Here is a 23313-nt window from a genome sequence, read left to right on the forward strand (position 1 = left end):
GCTCAGTTTCAGCGTGGTAAAAATGCTCTATGCTTTAAAAAATTGTCTTGGCTTTAGCACTTTAAATCTAGACACAACGAGGGCACTTTTTGCTCTGTCAACACTCAAAATAAATAATTTTTTAAAACAACAAATTATTTATTGAGATATTTTTAATTTTTCAATTAATTAAAGAAAGTAGCAATTCTCCATATAATGACCAATCTTTTCCCATTGATAAAAACTAATTTTTAAGTTCATCAAGTAAGTTGCTATCTTTTTTTTAGCCATTCTATTTCTCCTAGATATACAATTTAAGTAACTTGCTAATGTATTTATATCAAACCCCCACCCAGTAAACTAGGTAGGGGTATTAAATCTAGCTTAATGCACTAACTCAGTGGCGCGTTTTGTCAACGCTTCGGCAGTTAATCCATTAAACGCCATCAATTCACCCGCACTCGCTGTCGTTTCGCCACGCTTCCAGGCGAAGGTATCGCGCTTGCAGTTACTCCGCAGCATGATGGGTTCCAGCATCCCAGACGCGCCACCCGTGACGCCAACTAAGGCATCACCATTAAATAGTTTGGCAAAGCCAGCATCGTCCAAGAAGTCGCCATCGGATTCGGAACAGGTATCCCAGGAGACATCATGGGGACGATACAAGCGGCGGGGATTAACAATCGAGACAATCCGCGCCCCAATTCCTTCGGTTTCTAAAAACGCGGCGGCTTCAAAAACAGGCATCAGCGTCATATCGCCAATCACAGCAAACACCACCATCTTGTCACCGGGGATTTCATGCAGCACAATGGCACCGTCGCGCAACCCTTGGCGAGTTTGTTCAAAAGTCGTGCGAATCGGGAGCGGTGACTTGCTGGCAGTAATCACAATTCCCTTATTCTTCGTTGTCAGCGCCCATTCGTAGCAGACTTGGATACTATTCGCATCAGGGGGAAACAGGGGGAAAACGTTGCCATTCCGCATCATGGCGGCAAAATACGCTTCAATTTCCGGACGTTGGTGCGTCCAACCGTTGCGCCCTTGTTCCAATGCTCCAGCAGTGTATAAGGTAATCGTAGAGGGAGTGGGACGGCGCAATTCTGCCATCGCTTGCGTTACGGTTTGCCAAATCGGTAAGCCGTTGATGGCAAAGGATTCGTAGGAACACCAGAGAGTTCTAGCACCCATGAGGCATAAGCCAACCGCTAACCCGGCACAAGCGTCTTCACTCAGGGGTTCGTAAACTTGCCCTTGGGGTGTTTGATTGTAGAGATCGTCCACTGTGGGGTGGATAATCTTGAGGGCTTGGTTAATATTGGCAATCCCAGAAGCTTCGTTGCCATCGGCGTTGGTAACGAGGAAATTGCGATCGCTTTCTCCCACTTTCCCCACCAAACGCCCCATTGCTGTCGTTGACACCTTTGCCTCGCCACCGACAGAATATTCTTCCAAGGGCAATTCACCCAAGTCTGGCAACGGTAACTCAAATTCTGTCACAACGGTCTTAGCTGCGGGACCACCACCGGCGCGTTCGCAATTCGTCCGCACCAATTCCCACGCCGCAGAGGATAAGGCGCGTGCTTTCAAAGCGTTGGAGATGTGGGCACTATCCAGGGTGTCTTTAGGATAGAGGTTGTGGGATTTTGCACCTTTGGCGTGGACACCCGCACCCTTGAGCTGTTTAATAATCAGTACGGTGAGTTTGCCGCCGAGTGCAGATTTCGCTGCTTTATCTACTGCCAGTAGCACCGCTTTGGTGAATTCCAGACGCTTCTCGAAGGAAAAGGCTGTGCTATCAACATAATCTCCTGGCTGGTTTTGATCGTCGAAGTCTTTGGCGTTAATTAAGACAACTTCTTCAAACCCATTGCCACGCCAGTAACCGATCATCTGCTCGTTGGACTTAGTGGACACCATGCTATGGTGTTCCTGGCTGTAGCCGTTCCAAACCAGCACCGGCAAGAAATTCGTGGCTTCGGGGTAAGCCGTGTGGAAGTGTCCCATCCCACTCATAATGTAGGGTTCGCCTAAGCCTCCGTCACCCAGAGTGAAGGGGAAAAGCTTGTCGCGATGCAGCTTTGCTGCTGCCATTGCGAAGTGTTGCCCTTGTCCCAAGGGACCCGCGGGTGCGAGAATGCCCGGAATGTAGCCGGAGAGGTGTCCTAAGAGTCCGTGTTTTTCCCGGAAGCGATCGCGCAATTGCTGCACGGTCGTGATTCCCATGTCCTCTAGCGACCGATCCAAGAACATGGCACTATAAAATCCGGGGGCGTGATGCCCGACTTCGGTGATGATATTCTTGTAACCGAGCATAACCAATGCGGCATACGCTTCCGCTTGACTCGCAAAACCGCCAGGGTGCCCAGACGCCTTACTTGCAGTGACTTGCAGGGTCAAATAGCGTAAAGCATCTGCATACAATAAAGTTTGGAAGACAGCAGCCGGATCGGTGGCAGATGCGATGCTTGGCTTACCTTCTTCTATGGCAGGAGATTTTCCAGCCGTCTCAAATCCTGGCAAATTCTCGCCAAAATATTGAATTCCATCGCAAAAAGCAGGCGTCGCTAACATCGCCTCTTGAGTCGGTGCGGTCATAATCTCAGATTCCTCTTGTAAATTAAGTGCGCGAGAAGCTAAAAACGTAAAATGGCGTTGGCTTCCCGTAGGGTAGGTTCGTCAGCAGTGCTAGGATTGCGCGATCGCTACTCGCACCCATCCCATTGCTCGCTCTGTTGTATGGTTATTTCAGCCGGTAGGCGCTCATCAACCCAAAAACCGTTTTCCTGAAGACATTCGTACTCCAGACGCTAAGAAGTCCGTCCTTCAGCCAACTCCTAGCCTCTTAACCCTCGATCCTACAGCCTTCTAGGTCTATAAATCTCTTTTCTTTCTCCAGTTGTGAAGATTAAAATCTTATTAGAAATTAAACTTCTACTTATCTTTGTGTGAAATTCAATCAGAGGCTAACAAATTAGAATAATTTTTTACAACTAACAGGCAATTCCGGTTGTCAGTGCGGGTATAACTCAGATAGTCCGCGATTTTTTGTAAAATGGCGATACCCCTTCCCCCCGTGGCATTCTTGCTGATCTCCTCTGGTTTTTTAAGGCGGGCTTCTAAATTAAAAGGCGGTCCTTGATCCCAAATTCGGATTTCTAAACATTCCGAAAACAAATTAACTTCAATATCAATTGGAACATCTGAAGTTTTGCCTTTGTGGGCATGACGAACTGCGTTAGTAAAGCCTTCGGCCAGAGCTAATTGGCACTGTAGCCAAACTTTTTTAGGAATCTCAGGTTGATTTAAACCTTCAAACCATGACAAAACACCATCTAACGCCTTGAGGTCGCTGGAAACTTGTACAGAGATTTTTTTGATGAGTTTCAACTGTTCAAAGCCTTTTTAATCAACGACACTGAAACTTTGTATTAAACATCGGCACAAATTAGAGAGAATCCAGTCTAGCCTATAGGTAATCGTTGCGATCGCGATGAATTTTCTGGTTAGTGGGCAGCGTGCCACTTTCTCATTAGCCTCATGAATGGGTGGCATGAGTCAAGAAGTCGGAGGTGCTTAGACTGGATGTATTGATAGCTTTGGGCGTAGAACTTGCTAGATTTGGTGATGACGGCTCTCAAAATATCTACATGAGCATTTTCGATCGCAGTAACAATGTTGATCATCATAATGCGAGTCAGTAACGAGTGGAAAGCCTAGATAACTTCGAGCAACCGATGACTATACTTGTTTATGATTGTGCATATTTTCGGTGAAGTTTAGCGATCTTCACGCTTGCCTCAGGTGTCATCCTTCAGTTTTAACTGCCTTCCATCTTAAGCGACCTGTAGTCCCTCTATCTCATGGTTCAAGTTCTGATTATTGATGATGACCCGGCGATTCAGCTATTGCTGAAAAGAACGCTAAAAAGCGAGGGTTATGAATTAACCGTCGCCAGCGATGGCGAAGCCGGTTTGACCCTAGCGCAAAAGTTACGACCCGCACTGGTAATTTGCGATTGGATCATGCCGCGCATGAACGGACTGGAAGTGTGCCGTCAGGTCAAGGCAACCGCAGAACTTTCAACAACTTTCTTTATTTTGCTGACATCGATGGGTTCCGTCGAGGATCGGGTGAAAGGGCTGGATGCTGGGGCGGATGATTTTTTGTGCAAGCCCATCGATATGTATGAGTTGAAGGCGCGAGTGCGGGCAGGCTTGAGGTTGCACCAACTCAGCCACGACTTGCAGCACCAAAAACTGCTGTTGGAGGCGGAATTAGCAGAAGCAGCCGAGTATGTGTGTTCCATCCTTCCTTCTCCGCTGACCTCACCTCCTGTAACCATTGATTCTCGTTTTGTTCCTTCCCGCCAATTAGGAGGGGATGGCTTTGATTATTACTGGCTAGATCCAGATCATTTAGCGATTTATCTGCTAGATGTCGCCGGACATGGATTGCGGGCTGCTTTACCGTCTCTTTCTGTAATGAACTTACTCAAAAGCCAAGCCCTTCCTAAAATTAATTACTATGAGCCTAGTGATGTCCTGAAGGCGTTGAATGAAACGTTCCAGATGACTCAGCGAAATGATAAATATTTCACTATCTGGTACGGAGTCTATAACCGAGTTAAGCGCACCCTAGTTTACGCCAGTGCTGGGCATCCACCGGCAGTTTTAATCTCTGCAAACTCGAATTTAGTAACCCAAGTCAAACGCTTAAAAACCCCAGGGTTGCCAGTTGGGATGTTTCCTGATGCTGAATTTATGGATGGTAGCTGCGAGGTGGAAAAATCCAGTACCCTATACATTTTCAGTGATGGAATTTATGAAATTAACCAACCAGACGGCACGATTTGGGGTCTTGATGCATTCATCGATCTGCTGACGGAATTTCCGAAAAATCATCAGAATAATCTAGATCGGATCGTGAATTCTGTTCAAGATAGGAATCCAAAAGACTATTTTGACGATGATTTATCGTTGCTGCAAATCAACTTTGATTAGTCAAGTGCTAAGTGCTAATTGCTAAGTGCTAATTGTCGATCGCGATTAGCCATTAGCGATTAGCCATTAGCTATTGACTAATCGCGTTATTAAATTCTTCACGATTCGGAAAGATTTCAAAGACGCGATCCATACTGGTCAGTTCAAATAACATTCTTACTTGCTCATTAATCGAGCAAATAAAGAGTTTACCACCAGCGGCGCGAACAGTTTTGAGTGCAAGCACTAGCGCCCCCAACCCAGAACTATCCATAAAGGTAACGTCCTTAAAGTCAATTAACACCATATTGCCTCCGTTTTCAACAATATCGCTAATTTCTTGACGAAACTGAGTCGCCTTCATACCGTCTAAAATGCCAGAGGGTTGAACAATTTTGACAACAGGATTCATATTCTGTAGTGCTGACCCGTTCCAAGACGATGTAGACCTAGCCAGTATAACTGCGAGAATTGCTTTGGGCTAGAGTTTAGCCGCGGTTAACGAAGAAAATCAGCGAACTGACTTTTTCTGCGCTAGGCTAACGCCTCGCTTGGCATGAGCGCGAACTGACAAGTCAGCGCTTCGCTATCGCGCCTCTTACCATCTCTCACCACCTCTCACGATTCTGTCCGCTTTGCCCTACGCCTCTCCGAGTAGACGCCATGCCCTTAGCGGCTGCTTGCCCTGTGCTTGCCCTGATATTCGCGCCTCATCACAAACAGCCCTAAAGGCGTTTTCTCCCGCGTCTAGCTGGCGGCTCCGGGCGGAGGATATCCTTCGAGTGATAGACCCTTTAAAGTTCTTAACTTTCTTAGAATCGGGGATATACACGGGTCTGAGAGTATTGTCCATGCAAGAGTACGATGTTGTCATTATTGGTGCCGGTCACAACGGACTTGTCTGTGCCGCCTATCTGCTCAAAGCAGGCTATAGCGTTCTGTTACTAGAAAAGCGCTCCATTCCGGGCGGCGGCGCAACAACCGAAGAAATCTTACCGAAAGAGGCACCGGGTTTTAAGTTCAACCTCTGCTCGATTGACCACGAGTTCATTCACTTGGGTCCGGTAGTCGAAGAGTTAGAACTCACTAAATATGGCTTGGAATATTTATATTGCGACCCAGTCGCTTTTTGCCCCCATCCTGATGGCAAATACTTTTTAGGTCACAAATCCGTTGAAAAAACTTGTGCAGAGATTGCACGTTATAGCGATCGCGATGCCAAAAAATATGCCGAATATACCGAGTACTGGCAGCGCGTACTGGGTGCAATGATCCCGGTGTTCAACGCACCGCCAAAATCGATCGTTGACATTGCTGGCAATTACGACCTCAAAAAGCTGCAAGATTTATTCTCCGTCTTGGGTGGGCCAAATAAGACGTTGGATCTGATTCGTACCATGCTCACCAGCCCGGAAGATATCCTCAACGAGTGGTTTGATTCCGAGTTTCTGAAAGCGCCCTTGGCTCGACTCTCCGCAGAGCTTGGCGCACCTCCGTCCCAAAAAACCATTTCTGTCGGTTCAATCATGATGGCGATGCGCCATGACCCCGGAATGGCGCGACCTAAAGGTGGTAGCGGCGCACTGGTTGATGCTTTGCTGAAGTTAGTGAAAAGTAAAGGCGGTGTCGTCCTGTGCGACCAGACCGTTGAAAAAGTATTAATCGATGACGGTCGTGCAGTGGGCGTGCGGGTGGCAGGTGGCACCGAATACCGCGCTAAAACTGGGGTGATCTCCAACATTGATGCCAAGCGCTTGTTCCTACGCCACATGGATGAGAGCGATGTTGATTCAGCCGACCCGAATTTAAGGGAGCGCTTAGAGCGCAGAATTGTCAATAACAACGAAACAATTCTCAAGATCGATTGCGCCCTATCGGAGCCTTTACGCTTTGAACACCACAATCACCAGGATGAGTACCTGATTGGCTCAGTTCTAATTGCTGACTCGGTGCGCCATGTGGAAATCGCTCACAGCGAGGCTTCTATCGGCAACATTCCCGATGCCGACCCCTCAATGTATGTGGTCGTACCCACGGTACTCGATCCGTCAATGGCTCCGGAAGGTAAGCATACGCTCTGGATTGAGTTTTTCGCGCCTTATCAGATTGCCGGTGCGGAGGGTACGGGTTTGCATGGTACTGGCTGGACGGATGAACTGAAAAACAAAGTCGCAGATCGGGTGTTAGATAAGTTAGCCGATTATTCACCGAATCTCAAGCACTCGATTATCGCTCGTGCTGTTGAAAGTCCAGCGGAACTCGGCGATCGCTTGGGCGCTTATAAGGGGAACTACTACCACGTTGATATGACCCTCGACCAAATGGTCTTTTTCCGTCCGTTGCCGGAATTGGCGAACTACAAAACTCCGATTGAAGGGTTATTTCTCAGCGGTGCGGGTACTCATCCAGGCGGTTCTATTTCCGGGATGCCGGGACGCAACTGCGCTCGTGTGTTCCTGCATACTCAGCAGCCAATTGCCCAAAAGCTGAAGGATGCGGGAAATTCTCTCAAATCTACGGTTGAGTCTGTGTTTAAAATTTCGTAGCGATAAATCGGGGCACGGCATTGCCCGTGCCCCTACCAATGGAAGGATTAGGAGATAATTTGAGCTGAGCGATCGCTCGGTAACTCGAGGATAAAGCAGGTCTGACGATCCTTACTTTCCACTCGCAGAGTCCCTTTCAAATGGGCGATTAATCTTTTCACGATCGTCAACCCTAATCCCGTTCCCCCTTGCTTCCACGGGTCATTACTGGGAATGCGGTAAAACTTGTCAAAGATATGCGGAAGTTCGCGTTCCGGAATCTCCACGCCGGAATTGCTGACGCTAAACTGAACGCTCCCTGGCTGACTCTGGACTTTGAATGCGATCGTTTCTGATGCGGGGGTGTACTTGCAGGCGTTTTCTAGTAACTCGCTCAAAATCCTGCCTAGCGTCGTGGGGTCGCAGATGAAGCGAGGGAGGTCGCGAGGGAGGTCAAGGAGCAAGGTTTGCTGGTGGTTTCTGGCTCGCTCTTGAAAAGGTTCTACAATGGGCGGCAGCCATTCCTGGAGCTGAATCGCACTCAGTAATAAAGGGTGAGCGCCTGCATAGAGTTTTTGTAAATCCAGCAGGTCATCAATCAGGCGAATTTCTCGTTCGCACTCGTTCTGTAAAATCTGAAAGTAGCGAGCGACTTTGCTTTGTTGTTCCCTCGGCTTGCCCATTTCGGCAAATAAGGCATAGTCACGATTCAAAGCAATGGACAACATCTGAATCGCCATTTTCATGTTAGAGACTGGTGTGCGTAACTCGTGGGGAACGGTATTGAGAAAGTCATCTTTGAGGCGATTGAGTTTTTCCAGTTCCTCGACTTGCGATCGCGCTGCTTGATGCAGCCGGGCTTGCCGAAGGGCGATCGCGCACTGATTCGCGACCTGTTGCACCAGTCGAATTTCTAGCTCGCTGAAGACGTCTTGCTGGGGCTTAAATAACCATAAATCCCCCAATACCCCTTGGTCATCAACAATGGGGCAAGCGAGTCTGGTCAGCGCACCTCGACTATCGGGCACCATCTGACAAAATTGGAAATATTTGCCTTGCAGCAGCTGAGAATAACCCTCCCAGAAGTCTGCCATCTGCACTACCTGCCCCTGAGCAGAAGGGATTCCCAGGGTGTATTCGTAGCTGATGGTAGACGTGGTCTGGTCGGCATCGTATAAACCTGTATCGCAGCCATCAATATTCAGCCCGACGCCTAATTCCCAGACGACAACTTGTAAAATTTGGTTTTCATCAAGGCGATCGCGGACATCGTCGGTGATGCGTTTGAGCAGTGCTTCAAAGTCGAGCGCTTGTTGCAATTGGGCAGTGCGATCGCGTACCTGGCGTTCCAGGTTCGTATTCAGTTGCTGGACTTGCCGATACAGTTCTGATTGCTGAATGCCAATAGATACTTGGATTGCCAATTGCTTGAGCAGATCGATCTCCAGCGGTTCCCAGTGACGCGGTGCCGAACATTGATGAGCTGCAAGTAACCCCCAAAACCGCTCCCCATGCATGATGGGAACGCCTAAGGCGGCTTTGACTTGCGACGAGTGGAAAAACTCAGTGATATCTGCTGGAAACCCTGCTTGTTGAATGTCATCAATTACTCTGGCGTTCCCCTGCCGATAGAGGGGCATACATTCTCTAAACATGGCTGCGGGTGCGGTATTGCCTAAGAATGAGAGCCAAGCTGCATCTACTGATTCAGCCACCACGACGCCATCCCCATTCGGCTCTGTGCGGAAAATCAGTACGCGATCGCTCCCTAGAACTTGTCGAATTTCTGCCACCGTCGTGTTGAGAATTTCCTCTAGGTTGAGCGACTGGCGGATGCGTTCGGTAATCACCCGGATTGCCCATTCCCCTTCCGCCCGCTGCCACAGTGCTTTTTCAGCCCGCTGACGCTTAGCGATCTCCTGTTTGAGTTGCTCGTTAGTTTCCACAAGCTCAGCCGTTCGTTGTTCAACCTGGGTTTCGAGAAGATGGCGATCGCTCTGAAAAGCCGCTTCGTGCTGCTTGCGCTCGGTAATGTCTTGTAACAGCCAGAGCAGTTCTACCACCCGCCCGCTTGAGTCGCGCACTGCTTTAACTTTGAAGGTGGCGGGAAAGCGCGTACCCTGCCGGGTTTGAATCTCAACCTCCCATTTGCTTACTTGGTCAGTTGCGAGGAATTGGCTTAAGTTTGTATAAAAGTTTTGCAAAGCCTTACCCGTTACAAAAATAACTAACGGTTTGCCGAGCAAGTGTTCCTGAGAAATATTCAGCAAGTGCGCTACCGCTTGGTTGGCTTCTAGAATCACGGCATCAAGATTCGTCGCCAAGTAAGCGTCTGGAGCCAGCTCGAATAAATCTTGGTAGCGCTGTCGCTGGATTTCCACAGTCTGACGGCTGGCGATTAGCTCTTCATTCTGCGATCGCAGTTCCTCTAAAGTTACTTGCAATTCTTCTAGAGTTTGGTCGTGTTCTTGCAAACTTTCCACCAGTAGTTGCTTGTCCTGGGTGGGAAATTCTTCAGTTCGTTGCCAAAGCTCTTTCCGGCGTTGTGAGGTCGCCTCAATCTGCTGCTCGAAAATTTCCTTTTTCACCGCTGGACACTTCCATTGAGAAGTTATACCAAATCCAGCTAATTACTCCCTTCATTCGCAACTCAATGATGCCAACCTAAAGTTATCTTTAGAATTTAGGAGTTCTTAGCAATTAAAAAAAAGATTTTATTTTCCTTGATTCACGAACGATTGATGCCCGCTTTATGGGTACTTCATGGGTATTTGTTTGTTTATCATAGAAGATTTTTTTATACATCTTTCTTAAGTATAGTGTAACAAAGTGAAGTTTTCGGGTAGATACTACTTCCCAAAGCTGGGTGTGAAAGTCATCTAATATCTCATGTAGGTCAGCCGATCGACAAATTGATCTTCCGGATTTCGATAAAATTTGTCTGTTCTACTGAAAAAAAGTCTGCCTTGGTACCGATGGAGAGAAGCAGGCAAACCTGATGAACTGAAGATAGCGTTAACAACTTGATTAATGACACGGGTTTTAATTCTGGGAGGAAGCGGACGGATTGGTAGCAATGTGGCGGCGGATATCGTCGCTCACACACAGGCGCAAATTACCGTTACTGGCAGAAACCCAATCGGGGCGCACGGTGTTGCAAGCTTGCCAACGTTGGTCAGCGAAAAGCTGGGATCGCAAGTGCAATTCCAGGTTTTAGATTTAGCGGATCGAGAAGTGTTGAGGGATGCGATCGCTGCTTGCGATCTTGTAATCCACTGTGCGGGACCATTTCACTACCGAGATGCCCAAGTCCTAAAAACTTGTATAGAAGTGGGTGTCAACTATCTGGATGTCAGCGATCACCCATCTTTTACTCGCAAAGCATTGGATTTCCGAGACGAAGCTGCTGCTGCTGGAGTTACAGCAATTATTAATACGGGTATTTTCCCCGGTATTTCTAATAGCATGGTACGCCAGGGCGTCGAGCAACTAGATGAGACAGAACGCATTCATCTGAGCTATCTAGTATCGGGGTCGGGGGGCGCTGGCATTACGGTGATGCGAACAACATTTTTAGGGCTACAAAGCCCTTTTAAAGCTTGGATAAATGGTCAGTGGCAGATAATCAAGCCGTATAGCGATCGCGAAACCATTGAATTTCCTGCTCCCTATGGTCGCATCGGCGTTTACTGGTTTGATATGCCAGAAGCCTTCACGCTACCCGACACTTTTCCTGTTAAAACCGTCATTACCAAATTTGGTACAGTTCCCGATTTTTACAATTATCTAACTTGGAGCGTTGCCCACTGGTGGCCCTCTAGCTGGCTCAACAATCCAAAAGTCATCGAATTTTTAGCTCGCGTCAGCCACCGAATGACAGATGTTAGCGATCGCTTCACTGGCATCGGTGTAGCAATTCGCTCTGAAGTCAACGGTTATAAAGATGATCGGCCAGCAAGTTATTGCTCAACTTTAGTGCATGAAAATACAGCCGTGGCAGCCGGTTATGGCACCGGCACCCTTGCCGAATTATTGCTAGCAGGCAAACTCAAAAAACCAGGCGTCTGGCCTGTAGAACAGGCACTTTCCACCGATTTATTTGAACAAACTATGCAGAGCCGAGGAATAAAAATTCATCATGAATGGTTAAAAAAATAAACGAATGTATCCTGCGGCAGACGGCATAGATGTAACTAGATAAGTACGATTCATTTCGTACTTAATAAATTGTGTTAGTAGTCCTATCTACTCGTGCATCATCAATTCTCACAAAAAGCAATTGGGAGGAATTTTCCATGCAACGAATTTTAGTAACTTTAAAACAAAAACTCCATAAAAATATTTTTGTTTTAAGTTTAATGACTTTAATCAGTGTGGCAAGTTTATTCATCGCCGCACAGCCTAGTTATGCAGTATTACATTCAAGAGATAAGCTGACATCAGACGACCGAGTTGACCGCGCCTATCAATATAGCGAAGCAACAGGTTTTCTTGAAGAGGATAAGCAGCAAAAATCAGCAAACCCCAATGAACCCTTTGACTATAGCGAAAAGGCAAACGAAAAGACTGTACTCAATTCCACAGAAAACAATAACGACTCTAATTTAATCGAAAAAGCACAAGACTTGATTCAAAAGGTCACAGGCAACGACTAAATCCAATCTTTAGCATTCTAAGAGTACGGGATTTTCAGTAAAAGAGCTGAATGAAACGATGTCATTTTTTAGTATTAGGTTGGGTTTAATTCCTTAACCCAACCTACAACAGCAGTCCCAAATGATTCGTTAAAGCGAGATACCCGACTTCTTAGAGAAGTCGGGTATCTAAACCACTGGATCTCACAACTCAAATAGGATTGCTATAGCTTCGTACCCCTAGCATTGCTAGCGATTAAAAGTAAAACGACCGTTCGCCTTTTCGCCATTGATTTCCGAGAGGATGACCACCTTATACTCGCCTGATGCTTGTTCGGGTAGCAAAACAGCGTAGTGCTTACCCTGAACATCGTATTTCATGTCTAGGGTTTTTTGACTCCCATTGGGTAACTGAACTTGAGCCGTGACTTTGGCATTAGAAACTGCTTCGTGGGTGTCGCCTTTCTGAAGATACAAATCTAAGTGAGTGCCGTTCGCTTCTTTTTCAGGCACGAACTCTAAATGATATTTTCCCGTCTCGACGACTTTACCCCCTTTGGAAGGTTGTGAATGGTCAGGTTTGGCTGCCGTTTCTGAAGGAGAAACAGCAGGAACATTCGTTTTCGCTTCTGTGGGACTATTATCAGGTTTCGATGCCTGCTGTTCGCCAGTGCAAGCGCCTAAAAAAAGCACTCCGACACTTCCCAAAATAATTAAATTTGCCTTCAATAATTTCATTTTCTTTTCATGTCCTTTACGTCTTTGTGGTTTAAATTCTTCTTTTCGCAACTTATAGATCGGACACCGGATTTACCTGTTTCGGCAGCAAAACTTTGCCAAACTTGGCATACAAAGCGGGTAAAACTAACAGCGTTAACGCTGTAGAAGTAAACAACCCTCCTAACACAACCACCGCCAACGGCTGCAAGATTTCCTTTCCTGCACCTCCTCCCACGACCAGAGGTGCTAACCCCAAAGCGGAGGTAAAAGCCGTCATTAAAATGGCATTGAGCCTTTCCATCGAACCTTGAATGATTACTTCCCAAAAAGGCATTCCCGTGGCAAATTTAGCGTTGTAATTATCAACTAATAACAATCCGTTGCGAGTGGCAACTCCAAATAGAGTAATAAAGCCAACCAGAGAGGCGACGGAAATAATCCCACCCGTTAATGCCACTGAAATGACACCTCCCACCAATGCCAAGGGTAAATTAATCATAATCATCGCAGTTGAGGGGATGGACTTAACAGACAAGTAGATTAAGACCGTAATCACCACAAATGCGATCGCACTGAATATCAAGATGTTTTGAGTAGCGCGTTGTTCCGACTCAAATTGACCGCCGTATTCGATAAAGTAACCAGCTGGTAATTGTACTTGTTGTTTAACTTTGCCTCTGATTTCATCAACGACAGAGCGCAAATCTCGACCGCTAGCATTAGACGAGACGACAATTAAGCGGGAAACATTCTCGCGGTTGATGGTATTCGGGCCAGTGCCGTAGCCAATTTGTGCTAACTGAGCTAAGGGAATCTTTTGATTTGTTGGTGTACTCACTAATAAATTGCGGATGGTTTCTAGATTGCTCCGAGCATCTTCTTTTAACCATACAACCAGGTCAAAAGTTTGTTGTTCCTCCAAAACTTGAGAAACTACACGTCCATTGAGCGCAGTTTCAATCGTTTCGGAAAGTTCTCCGACGGTTAAGCCATAACGAGCTGCTTGTTGGCGATCAAACTGAATTTGTACTTGTCTAATGGGCAGTTGGGGTTCGAGTTGCAAGTCTACAACACCCCCAACAGTTTTCATAATCTCTTCGACTTGTTTACCCAGAGTGCGGAGTTGTTCTAAATCTGGACCAAAAATTTTGACAGCGATCGCGCTCCTCACCCCAGACAGCACTTCATCCATCCGGTGAGAGATAAATCCGCCAATATTCGGCGCAACTCCTGGTAATCTGGCAAATTCCGCTCGCAACTTTTCAATACTTCCTTTCCGGTCTTTTATCCCCTTTTCACTCAGTTCTACATCTAAGTGCGCCAAGTTGACACCCGCCGCATCCGCATCTCCCGGCGCACGCCCCGATCGCAACTGGATAAAATCAAAGCGCGGGTCATCCTTAAGCGCATCCTGAAGGGCAAAACCGGCGCGATTAGTCGCTTCTAGGGAGACACCGGGATAGAGAGTCAGGGTGTTGACGAGCGATCGCTCTTGGAACTCCGGCAAAAACACCCGTCCCAAGGAAGGGACAATTAAAATTGCAGCCACCAAACTAGCAGTCGCAACTCCCAAAATCAGCTGAGAATTCCGCAAAGAAAACATTAAAAACGGACGATAAAGTCCTTTAAAAAATCTCGCCACCCACGGTTCTTTTTCTGGCAAACGACTGTGAGGGAGTAAGATGGCACACAAAGCTGGAGTGATGGTAAGTGCGGTCACGCTAGAAGCCAGAACTGCCACTAAATAAGCCACTCCCATCGGTGTAAAAATGCGACCTTCCACACCAGCAAGGGCAAAAATTGGCGAGAAAACCACCACAGTAATTAAAGTTGCACCAAATAGAGAATCGCGTACTTCCTGACAACCTTCAAAGACAACTTCTAATGGTGACTTTGGTTTCCCTACCAGCTTATTTTCTCGTAAGCTACGGTAGACATTTTCAGCGTCCACAATGGCATCATCAACGGCTGAACCAATCGCAACTGCCAAGCCTCCCAGAGTCATCGTATTCAGACCATATCCCAGCCAATTTAACGCTAGCAATCCTAACAACAAAGACAAGGGAAGTGCAGTGAGACTCACGACAAGCGTGCGCCAATTCATCAAAAACGGGACAAGAATAAAAGCAACAATAATACTGCCTTCAACGAGTGCTTCCCGAACATTTTCAATCGAGGCGTCGATAAAGTCTTCTTGACGGAAAGTAACCGTCATTTTTACATCCGGAGGCAAACTCGATTTCACCTCTTTCATTGCCGCCTCAATGGCACGAGTGACCGTGGGAGTATCGGCTTGTGGCTGTTTGTTAATCATGACCACAATTGCCTTTTTGCCATTCAAACTGCCATCGCCCCGCTTGAGTGCGGCACCAATTTTGACATCAGCGACCTCGCCTAATCGAATCGGTGTTCCATTTCGAGCGGTAATCGCTGATTGTCGCAAGTCTTCAATGGACTCAATCCGCCCAACACCCCGAATTAATAGCTCTTGGTCAGGGTTAATGAGAAATCCACCCGGAGCGTTAACATTGGCTTTTTCTGCGGCTTCAGTCACGTCCTGTAAAGACACATCAAACGCTTTTAGTTTCGCTGGATCGACTAATATTTGATACTGGCGAATATCACCCCCATAAGCGATTACCTGCGAGACGCCAGGAACCGCTAAAAGGCGGTTTGTCACCTGCCAATCTACGATACGCCTGACCTCCATCAAGTCAGTGCTAGGTGAAGATGCTTGTTGCCTGTTACCTTCTTCAACAGTGAAAGCATATTGCAATACAGTGCCGATTGGAGAACTAATCGGAGAAATTTGTGGCGAATCAACACTTTCTGGCAGCTTTTCTTGCGCTTGCTGCAATCGCTCTGTCACTAACTGTCGGGCTTGATAAATATCAGTTTCCCAATTGAAGATAACTTTCACAACTGAAAGCCCCACCGCTGAAGCAGACCGTACTGTTGTGACGCCGGGAGTCCCATTAATAGCACTTTCAATCGGTAAAGTAACCAGAGATTCTACTTCTTCTGGAGCTAATCCGGGGGCTTCAGTTTGAATTTCGACTTGGGGTGGAGCAAAGCTGGGAAATACATCCACTGGCATTTGTGACGCCACGCGAAATATCCAAACTGTCACCAGCATGGCGGCAAGGACAACTAGCCAGCGTTGTTTAATAGACCACTTGATAAGCGCACTAAGCATAGTTAAAGGCAAAAGACAAAAGAAAGAGAATTATTGACTTTTTACTTTTTCCTGTTTGCTTGCCGAGTCATTAACAATTTCTGATTCGTGGGGTAAAGGTATTGAAGGCAACGCCTCTAAGGTTTTAGGCACCCGGCGCGACTGAGTGCGGCGTCCTAACCAAAAGGCAACGAATGCGATCGCTCCCCCGGCTGGCAAAACCCACAACCAAGGAAGTGAGTTTTGAATGGCAGAAACCCGATTAATCGCGTCTGAGTTTGGAATTAAAGGCTGTTTCTCTTCGCTTTTGCCTTCTGAGCTGCCGCCGCGTAAGGATTGGGCATACAGTTGAATTGCGCCTTGGGTGACAATGCGATCGCCCTCAAACAAACTTCCCTTGACTTCAACTACATCCCCCACAGTTCGTCCCAAGGTGACTTCAACTGGCTCAAAGGCGGTACCATTTTGCACGTAAACTCGCTGCCTGCCATTGGTTTCCACCACGGCTGAAGTCGGAATGACTAAGATAGGCGCGGGAGTTTGGTTGGTTAACACTTCCAATTCTGCAAACATCCCCGGCTTCAACTGTCCGCCAGGGTTATCCAGTTCAGCTTTGACTGGCACGACTCGCGTTTCCCCTTCTACAACCGAGCCAATCACCGCAATCTTGCCTGTGAAGGTGCGATTCGGCAAGCTGGCAACCTTCACCCTAACTCGTTGCCCAATTTTTACCTTATTTAAATCTTTTTCGTAGATACTCGCCGTAGCCCACACCCGATTATTATTCAGGATGGTCATCAGCTTTGCCCCCGCCTCCTCCACCGATTGACCGAGGGTAATTTCCCGGTCGGCAACGGTGCCAGAAATGGGAGCTGTTACCGTCACCAACCCTTTGTCATTGGCGCGGGTTCCCAGTTGTTGCAGCCGCGTCTGATAAGCGGTATTACTCAGGCGAATCCGGGAATTTGCGACTTTTACAGCCGATTTGGCGCGTTTGAGTTGCGCTTCGGCTTCCAGCACTTCCCGACGGCTGGTTGCTTTGGTCAATTGCGTTTTGGCTTCTGCCAGGTGAGCAAGAGACTCCAGCATTTGGCGACGTGGCAACGCTCCTGCACGCTCCAACTCGCGATCGCGTTCATACTGTTCTTGAGCGACTGCTAGTTCAGTGCGAGCTTGCTGAATGTCTGAGGCGGCTATCTGCGAGTATTGCTGATAATTTTCTTGAGCTAGCTTTAAATCTGCTTGCGCCTGTTGCAGATCCGCTTCGGCTTCAGCTCGTTTTTCCTGGGAACCTACGCGCAGTTCTACTAAGTCGGGTGCGGCGATGACAGCGACGACTTTGCCTGCTTGCACTACTGCACCGGGTTCCACTAGAAGCTCAACGATTTTCCCTGGAGTGGGTGCTGTGACTTCCGCTTTTTGGCTGGGCAAAGTTTCAATTTGACCCGTGGTTTTAATGCCAAAACCCAGCCGTTGTTGAGAGACTGATTTTACCTCGATTCCCATCCGTTTTGCTGTTTGGGCATCCACTTGAATTCCCTGTGGAGTTCCCTGACTGGCTTCGGTTTCTCCATGAAACTCGTCCCCATGTCCAGCATGGGCGAGAACCGAGGTTGGTGCAGCCAGTAGGACTAGGCTCAGGAGTGTCCCAAATAAGCGATCGCGTGCCTTAGATGGCTTGGAAGCAAAAAAAAGCATAACTAAGGGGTTCCTTGCGTTTGGATGGGATAGCGAGGTTTTATTCCAGCCCTCTAGCAAGGGCACTTACCTACTGCCGAAATAGCCAGCAATACTGACCGCAACAGCGTTAAACCACCATCTAGATATTAAGTTTGCACAAAAGAATGAAATTAGGATGAAATCAGGAACCTCTCCCCAACCCTCCCCGTTCACTTACCGCGCAATACTTATGATTGTTAACTTCTCCCCAACCCCTCCCCTGTCAGGGAAAAAGCCCGTCTCCGCATCGGAGAAGGGTTTGGGGAGGGGAGATCTGCCGACTTGCGCGATCGCGGTAGCCCCGTTCGCAGGAAGGGTAAAATTCTGCCCAATAAAATCCTGCCCAATATGAGTTTTTAGTTTTCCCTGTCCTGTCTATCGGTACTATTTTGTAGGCGGTTCCTACTTTCAATTAATCTCAATTACTTTTTGTACCAAGCTTGTCGCCACTGCTGCATTTTCTCAATTTCTGCTTTTTGAGAAGTGATAATTTGTTGGGACAATTGTTTAATTTCGGGACGCTTCGACTTATTCAGTGCATCTTCAGCCATTGTTAAAGCACCTTCATGGTGAGCAATCATCCCATTAAGAAAGCGCAGATCGAACTCAGCATCAGCAGCGCCCATATCCCCAGACATCATCATGCTTTGGCGTTGATTTTCTGACATGGGAACTACGGATTTGTCTACACCTCCGTAAGCAACCGGCTGTTTGCTGGCTTGGGGATACCATGCCTGCCGCCACTGTTTCATTTGATTAATTTCTTTGTTTTGATCTTGGATAATCTTGTCTGCTAGCTGTTTAATTTCAGGACGTTTCGATTTTTGTTGGGCTTCTTTTGCCATCATCACTGCACCTTGATGATGCACGGTCATCCCGTCGAGAAACCGCAGCTCGTAGTTAGCATCGGCTGGCCCTAAATCCATTGCCATGCTATGATTCATGCCGCTTCCGTGTCCCCTGTGTTCCATGTGTTCCATGCCGCCAGCATCTGATGGGGAGGCGGTTGGGGCTTGGGCTTGGTTTTGAGAGCCACTAGAACAAGCTGTCAGAAATCCGCCAGTCATGGAGGCGATCGCTACCAGGGTGACAGCCAAAAAACCATTTTTAAAAGAATTAATTTGCATAGATAGGGGCATCAATTTATTTGACTATCCTCGCTCCTGCTCTGTAAGTTAGTTCAAGAAAGCAGTAGGTATTTCTCAGTGTTTTACAAAAAAATGAAATTAGGATGAAATCCTGATAGGTCGTTAGGAAGAAATTTAAAGCATTTAATTAGATAGACGCGATCGCGCCTTCCTCATTCTTAAAGTTAACGCCAACAAAAGTACGTCCAATGACGGTTAACTTAAGTCAAAATCGAATTAGCCAAGAAATGCAGCAGTGTATTTAATGATGCAAGGGCAGTCTGATTGTAAACGTGCTGCCTTTGCCCAATTCGCTCTGAACGTCGATGCTACCGTTGTGGGCAGTGGCGATCGCTTTGGCGATTGATAACCCCAATCCAGAACCGCCAGTGTGTCGAGCGCGATCGCTATTTATCCGATAAAAGCGGTCAAAAATCCGCGTCTGCTCTGGGAGTGCAATGCCAACGCCAGTATCTTTTATAAAAATTAGTGCTTGGGTGCTGCTCTCTAAAATCACCGCCACCTGACCCCCAGCGGGCGTGTATTGGATGGCATTCACCACCAAGTTAAAAATTAGGCGATACAGCTGTTCTTCGTCACCGTTGACGTGCAAAGGTTCCGGCGTGCGAATATCTATAGAAAGCGTCAAATCGGCAGCGAGCGTTAGTGCTGACAATTCTTCTGCAACGTCGCTGACGAGATCGTTGAGGCAGGCGGGACGATATTTAATTGACAAAGCTTGCCGATCCATACGGGAGAGTAGCAATAAATCCCGAACCAATTCAGATAGGCGATAATTTTGCCGTTCAATGGTTTTTAGAGTGTCTCGCGCTTCTAGTTCGCTTAGTTGATTCATTCTCAGCGTTGATTCAACGGTTGCTTGAATTGCCGCTAAGGGCGTCCGTAACTCATGGGCAGCATCGGCTGTGAATTGTTGAATTTGCCCATAGGATTGATAAATCGGTTGCATCGCTAGCCCAGCCAACCACCAACTGGAACCGGCAACGACAATCATTGCCATCGGCAACCCCAGTAAGAGAATAAATTTTAGGGCAGTCAGATGATCGTCCAGTTCTTTGAGACTTCGCCCCACCTGAAGGTATCCCCAAGGGCGATTGTCTTCGGTATGCAGCGATAGAGAAATTTGATGAAAGCGGGTGCCTTGGCGATTCTGGAGGATTTGCCACAATTGGGGTGTAGAAACGCGATCGCCTTTATCTGCCGCTAGCAATCCCACTGGCTGAAGTCCTGCCAAGGCAACTGGGCGTCCCGAATTCTCTAGCAGCCGCACGTAGTAGTCGCCTTGGTGAATTGCCCCCAAAGTGTGCCGAGTCGGATTTTCTATCTGACTAACGCATTTTTCCCCAAGCAAACAAATATCCGGCAACAGTTGTTGGATAGCAGGTTCCAGGCGTCCCGGTTGCTGCAAAATCGGCTCAATACTGTCGTGAAGCGTACCGGCAACAGATTCTAATTCTCGGTCGAGGGCAACCCAATTCGCACGCGCGATCGCTTCATAAACCGCAACGCCACACAAGCTTAAAATCACTCCCATGACGCCTGCATACCAACCTGCCAGCCGCCAACGAGTTAGTTGAAATAGTTTGTTTTCATTCACGTTAATTGGTAATTGGTAATTGGTAATTGGGAAATCTTATTAGTTATTATCTATTTGCTAAAAACCAATGAACCATGACTAATAGCTATTCAAACGATAGCCGATACCGTAAACAGTTTCGATAAAGCGATCGCATCCAAAAGCCGCTAATTTACGCCGCAGCAATCGCATCTGCGCGGCTACCACATTACTCATCGGTTCTGCACTAAATTCCCAAAGCTGATTTAGCAACTGATCGCGGGTAAGAATTTGGTTAGGATGCTTCATCAAATATTCCAGCAATTGAAATTCCTTGCTAGTCAGAGGAATGATTTGTTTATCATCCAAAGTATTCTGATACCAAACCGTATGAGTGCCATAATCTAAAGTCAGGTTTCCTACTTGTAGGTGTTGGGGATGAAGCTGAGGCGATCGCCTTTGTAATGCGCGTAATCGTGCCAACAGTTCCGCCATCCCAAACGGCTTCACCAAATAGTCATCTGCACCAGCATCTAATCCAGCCACCTTATCTTCCATGCGATCTTTAGCAGTTAACATCAAAACCGGCAGAGGATTGTTTTTCCCCCGCAGTCGCTGACATAACTCAATCCCTGATAATCCTGGCAGTAACCAGTCAAAAATAGCTAGCGTATATTGCGTCCACTGGGTTTCTAAAAATTCCCATGCTTGCGTGCCATCCAAAACCCAATCAACCACATACGCTTCTTGACTGAGAGTTCGCTTAATTGCCGCCCCTAAATCTGGCTCATCTTCAACTAGGAGAACCCGCATAATCCCCTTTTTTCTTCGATTTGCTACACATCAGCAAGGTAGCACTCTGTAGGGGCAAAGAAATTGCGCCTCTACAGCAGTATTTTAAGCACTTTGGTAGATGTAGATAAGAGTAAATATTGCTACAAAATTGGTAGCAAACCACAATTTACCTGCTCCCACGCAGAAAAAAAAATGCAGACTAGACCAAACCAACCGATGACACCAGATAATGCATCTACATGGGTGGAAAGACTGGCACGTTTGGGCTTTGGGGCGAGAGGGGTAGTTTACGCTACGGTGGGAGTGCTAGCGGCGCAGGCAGCGTTTGGTGCAGGCGGCAGAACCACCGATACAGAGGGTGCGCTGGTGACGATTGTGACACAGCCTTTTGGGAAATTCTTGCTGGCAATCGTTGCTTTGGGTTTGCTTGGTTACGTGTTGTGGCGTTTCGTGGAAGCGATCGCCGATCCGGAAAACAAAGGCACCGATGCCAAAGGTCTTGCATCGCGCCTGGGAGCGGTTGGCAGCGGCTTAATCTATGCTGGTTTAGCCTGGAGTGCGATTAAGCTGATCATGGGTTCGGGAGGCGGCGGTAATAGTAATTCCTCCCAGGACTGGACAGCACGCTTGTTAGCGCAGCCCTTCGGTCAATTTCTAGTTGGAATTGTGGGAGCCGCTGTCATCGGCATGGGCTTCTATCAATTTTACAGAGCCTATAAAGCGAAATTCCGCAAAAAGTGGAAAGTCAACCAGATGAGCGAAAAAGAGGAGAAATGGGCGACCTTTGCGGGCAGATTTGGGATTGCTGCCCGTGGTGTTGTCTTTTCCATTACTGGCTTATTTCTGCTTCAAGCGGGGCGTCTGTCTGACGCTAACCAAGTTCAGGGACTAGGTGGGGCGCTAGCAACACTGGCACAACAACCTTTTGGCCCTTGGTTGTTAGGAACTGTGGCGCTTGGTTTAATCGCTTACGGTATTTATAATTTTGTAGAAGCTCGATACCGCCATTTTGCTAGCAGATAGTCAATTTTTAATGCAGAGGTAGTAGCAAAAATAGGCTTTATGGTGGTTGAATAGATAGTTAGGTATTTTCCTAACTTCAGATATTTCTAAGTCCTATGCTCAACAAGCATGATGAGTTGTTACTGAAGGATCTTAAGCTTCAACCCCTTTGGCTACTCCAGTTATATGTTGTTTTAGGAGTGGTAGCAGCAATTTCTGGATTCGTTCTTGAGAGTGGAAATCTCTCAAAAGCTGCTTGCCTTGGAGGGGGTTTCCTGATTGCTCTAGGAGCTGAAAAATTAGTAACGCACCGAATCAGAAAAGCTGCGCTTTCTCTGGTTAATAGAGGTTAACTAACGCTATTTTTCAGGCTTATTTTCTCACTTCTTAACCATCGGTAAAATATCTGCACTGTAAAATTCAAAATTCAAAACTTATCAAATGCTTTGACGGCAAAATCTCCTAGCGTCACTGTAAAACTTTCCCGATTACCAGTGGCGACAAAATTAATAATTACTTCACTCGCTACAGCAACAGCTAACATTACTAAATTCCGCGCTAGCGGGTATTCGCAAACATCATCGTTTGCTGGTGAAGGAACGCGGTAAACTTCGTTCCAGATAATTTCAGCATAATCGGAAGCTAAGCCAACGTGCAGACAAGGAATATTTGCTGCTGTGCAACAATCTTTAACAATTTGACGGCTGATGCTGTTATCAAAAGTATCAATAACAAGCGTACTACCGCTGAGCAATTGGGCAGCGTTTGCTGATGTTAATTCTTTCGGACGCCCATCAACGGCAACACCCAAGGCACGATAGAGGGTATTGGTGAGAATTTTAGCTTTGTAAGCGCCAACATCTGAGCGGTAATAAGGCTGAGTGGAGAGGTTGCGTTCCTCAATGCGATCGCGATCGATAACCACCAGCTTACCGAAGCCAGAACGTGCCAGATTTTCGGTAATATTCGCCCCCAGCGCTCCCGCACCGCACACCGTCACCGGGAAGTCTTTCAGCTTCGCCATCAGTGCGGATGTTCTGTGGAGTTGTTCGTGAAAGAAGATAGACATTTTTGCTAAT

Annotated in this window: 17 protein-coding genes; 5 read left to right on the forward strand and 12 right to left on the reverse strand. The window is 47.2% G+C overall.

Features of this window, described 5'->3' with window-relative positions; all coding sequences use genetic code 11:
- Positions 1–363: 363 nt before the first annotated feature.
- From NC994_RS07530 to NC994_RS07540, 3 genes are all read right to left on the reverse strand, one after another.
- The gene (locus NC994_RS07530) at positions 364–2577 is read right to left on the reverse strand and encodes a phosphoketolase (RefSeq protein WP_190432442.1); all 2214 of its coding nucleotides are present in this window, start codon (positions 2575–2577) and stop codon (positions 364–366) included.
- A 357-nt stretch (positions 2578–2934) separates the two neighbouring features.
- The gene (locus NC994_RS07535; protein WP_190411642.1) at positions 2935–3369 is read right to left on the reverse strand and encodes an ATP-binding protein; all 435 of its coding nucleotides are present in this window, start codon (positions 3367–3369) and stop codon (positions 2935–2937) included.
- A gap of 116 nt (positions 3370–3485) precedes the next feature.
- Entirely contained in the window at positions 3486–3668 is a 183-nt protein-coding gene (locus tag NC994_RS07540) for a hypothetical protein (protein ID WP_190432444.1), read from the reverse strand.
- A 174-nt stretch (positions 3669–3842) separates the two neighbouring features.
- Between NC994_RS07540 and NC994_RS07545 the strand changes: the two genes are divergently transcribed.
- The gene (locus NC994_RS07545; RefSeq protein ID WP_190411641.1) at positions 3843–4982 is read left to right on the forward strand and encodes a SpoIIE family protein phosphatase; all 1140 of its coding nucleotides are present in this window, start codon (positions 3843–3845) and stop codon (positions 4980–4982) included.
- A 70-nt stretch (positions 4983–5052) separates the two neighbouring features.
- Here NC994_RS07545 and NC994_RS07550 read toward each other — a convergent pair whose 3' ends face one another.
- Complete coding sequence (locus NC994_RS07550; RefSeq protein WP_190411640.1) at positions 5053–5373, reverse strand: STAS domain-containing protein; 321 nt, start codon at positions 5371–5373, stop codon at positions 5053–5055.
- A 439-nt stretch (positions 5374–5812) separates the two neighbouring features.
- On the opposite strand from NC994_RS07550, the gene crtO reads away from it, so the two are divergent.
- On the forward strand, positions 5813–7507 hold the full coding sequence (gene crtO, locus NC994_RS07555) for a beta-carotene ketolase CrtO (protein WP_190430098.1): 1695 nt from the start codon (positions 5813–5815) through the stop codon (positions 7505–7507).
- Between the two features lie 47 nt (positions 7508–7554).
- Here crtO and NC994_RS07560 read toward each other — a convergent pair whose 3' ends face one another.
- Complete coding sequence (locus NC994_RS07560; protein WP_190432451.1) at positions 7555–10074, reverse strand: GAF domain-containing protein; 2520 nt, start codon at positions 10072–10074, stop codon at positions 7555–7557.
- Positions 10075–10516: 442 nt separating this feature from the next.
- Here NC994_RS07560 and NC994_RS07565 point away from each other — a divergent pair, with 442 nt between their 5' ends.
- Together NC994_RS07565 and NC994_RS07570 are read left to right on the forward strand one after the other, a co-directional pair.
- Positions 10517–11644 carry a saccharopine dehydrogenase NADP-binding domain-containing protein gene (locus tag NC994_RS07565; RefSeq protein ID WP_190432453.1) on the forward strand — a complete coding sequence of 376 codons (1128 nt, stop codon included), beginning with the start codon at positions 10517–10519 and terminating at the stop codon, positions 11642–11644.
- A gap of 137 nt (positions 11645–11781) precedes the next feature.
- The gene (locus NC994_RS07570; protein ID WP_190430095.1) at positions 11782–12141 is read left to right on the forward strand and encodes a hypothetical protein; all 360 of its coding nucleotides are present in this window, start codon (positions 11782–11784) and stop codon (positions 12139–12141) included.
- A gap of 228 nt (positions 12142–12369) precedes the next feature.
- On the opposite strand, the gene NC994_RS07575 is transcribed toward NC994_RS07570, so the two are convergent.
- From NC994_RS07575 to rppA, 6 genes are all read right to left on the reverse strand, one after another.
- The gene (locus tag NC994_RS07575) at positions 12370–12858 is read right to left on the reverse strand and encodes a hypothetical protein (RefSeq protein WP_190432455.1); all 489 of its coding nucleotides are present in this window, start codon (positions 12856–12858) and stop codon (positions 12370–12372) included.
- A 52-nt stretch (positions 12859–12910) separates the two neighbouring features.
- Positions 12911–16036, reverse strand: coding sequence for an efflux RND transporter permease subunit (locus NC994_RS07580; RefSeq protein WP_190432457.1), 3126 nt, complete (start codon positions 16034–16036; stop codon positions 12911–12913).
- Positions 16037–16066: 30 nt separating this feature from the next.
- Entirely contained in the window at positions 16067–17713 is a 1647-nt protein-coding gene (locus NC994_RS07585; RefSeq protein WP_190432460.1) for an efflux RND transporter periplasmic adaptor subunit, read from the reverse strand.
- A gap of 443 nt (positions 17714–18156) precedes the next feature.
- Positions 18157–18873 carry a DUF305 domain-containing protein gene (locus tag NC994_RS07590; RefSeq protein WP_242030497.1) on the reverse strand — a complete coding sequence of 239 codons (717 nt, stop codon included), beginning with the start codon at positions 18871–18873 and terminating at the stop codon, positions 18157–18159.
- 250 nt (positions 18874–19123) lie between these two features.
- A complete protein-coding gene (gene rppB / locus NC994_RS07595; protein WP_190432462.1) occupies positions 19124–20479 on the reverse strand; it encodes a two-component system sensor histidine kinase RppB in 1356 nt (451 codons plus the stop codon).
- Positions 20480–20557: 78 nt separating this feature from the next.
- Positions 20558–21250 carry a two-component system response regulator RppA gene (rppA, locus tag NC994_RS07600; protein ID WP_190432463.1) on the reverse strand — a complete coding sequence of 231 codons (693 nt, stop codon included), beginning with the start codon at positions 21248–21250 and terminating at the stop codon, positions 20558–20560.
- A 174-nt stretch (positions 21251–21424) separates the two neighbouring features.
- On the opposite strand from rppA, the gene NC994_RS07605 reads away from it, so the two are divergent.
- Positions 21425–22255 (forward strand): DUF1206 domain-containing protein, encoded by an 831-nt coding sequence (locus NC994_RS07605; protein WP_242030498.1) that lies wholly within the window; start codon positions 21425–21427, stop codon positions 22253–22255.
- Between the two features lie 406 nt (positions 22256–22661).
- On the opposite strand, the gene NC994_RS07610 is transcribed toward NC994_RS07605, so the two are convergent.
- Positions 22662–23303: a ThiF family adenylyltransferase gene (locus NC994_RS07610; RefSeq protein WP_190432465.1), complete on the reverse strand. Its 642-nt coding sequence runs from the start codon at positions 23301–23303 to the stop codon at positions 22662–22664.
- Positions 23304–23313: the final 10 nt, after the last annotated feature.

The sequence above is a fragment of the Trichocoleus sp. AS-A1 genome (assembly GCF_039962015.1).
Classification (GTDB): domain Bacteria; phylum Cyanobacteriota; class Cyanobacteriia; order Cyanobacteriales; family FACHB-T130; genus FACHB-T130.

Coding starts and splice junctions, on each gene's coding strand:
- NC994_RS07550 (WP_190411640.1), bottom strand. CDS start 5,373: ATGAATCCTGTTGTCAAAATTGTTCAACCCTCTGGCATTTTAGACGGT.
- NC994_RS07570 (WP_190430095.1), top strand. CDS start 11,782: ATGCAACGAATTTTAGTAACTTTAAAACAAAAACTCCATAAAAATATT.
- NC994_RS07540 (WP_190432444.1), bottom strand. CDS start 3,668: ATGATGATCAACATTGTTACTGCGATCGAAAATGCTCATGTAGATATT.
- NC994_RS07580 (WP_190432457.1), bottom strand. CDS start 16,036: ATGCTTAGTGCGCTTATCAAGTGGTCTATTAAACAACGCTGGCTAGTT.
- NC994_RS07530 (WP_190432442.1), bottom strand. CDS start 2,577: ATGACCGCACCGACTCAAGAGGCGATGTTAGCGACGCCTGCTTTTTGC.
- crtO (WP_190430098.1), top strand. CDS start 5,813: ATGCAAGAGTACGATGTTGTCATTATTGGTGCCGGTCACAACGGACTT.
- NC994_RS07610 (WP_190432465.1), bottom strand. CDS start 23,303: ATGTCTATCTTCTTTCACGAACAACTCCACAGAACATCCGCACTGATG.
- NC994_RS07590 (WP_242030497.1), bottom strand. CDS start 18,873: ATGCCCCTATCTATGCAAATTAATTCTTTTAAAAATGGTTTTTTGGCT.
- rppA (WP_190432463.1), bottom strand. CDS start 21,250: ATGCGGGTTCTCCTAGTTGAAGATGAGCCAGATTTAGGGGCGGCAATT.
- NC994_RS07585 (WP_190432460.1), bottom strand. CDS start 17,713: ATGCTTTTTTTTGCTTCCAAGCCATCTAAGGCACGCGATCGCTTATTT.
- NC994_RS07565 (WP_190432453.1), top strand. CDS start 10,517: ATGACACGGGTTTTAATTCTGGGAGGAAGCGGACGGATTGGTAGCAAT.
- NC994_RS07605 (WP_242030498.1), top strand. CDS start 21,425: ATGCAGACTAGACCAAACCAACCGATGACACCAGATAATGCATCTACA.
- NC994_RS07545 (WP_190411641.1), top strand. CDS start 3,843: ATGGTTCAAGTTCTGATTATTGATGATGACCCGGCGATTCAGCTATTG.
- NC994_RS07575 (WP_190432455.1), bottom strand. CDS start 12,858: ATGAAATTATTGAAGGCAAATTTAATTATTTTGGGAAGTGTCGGAGTG.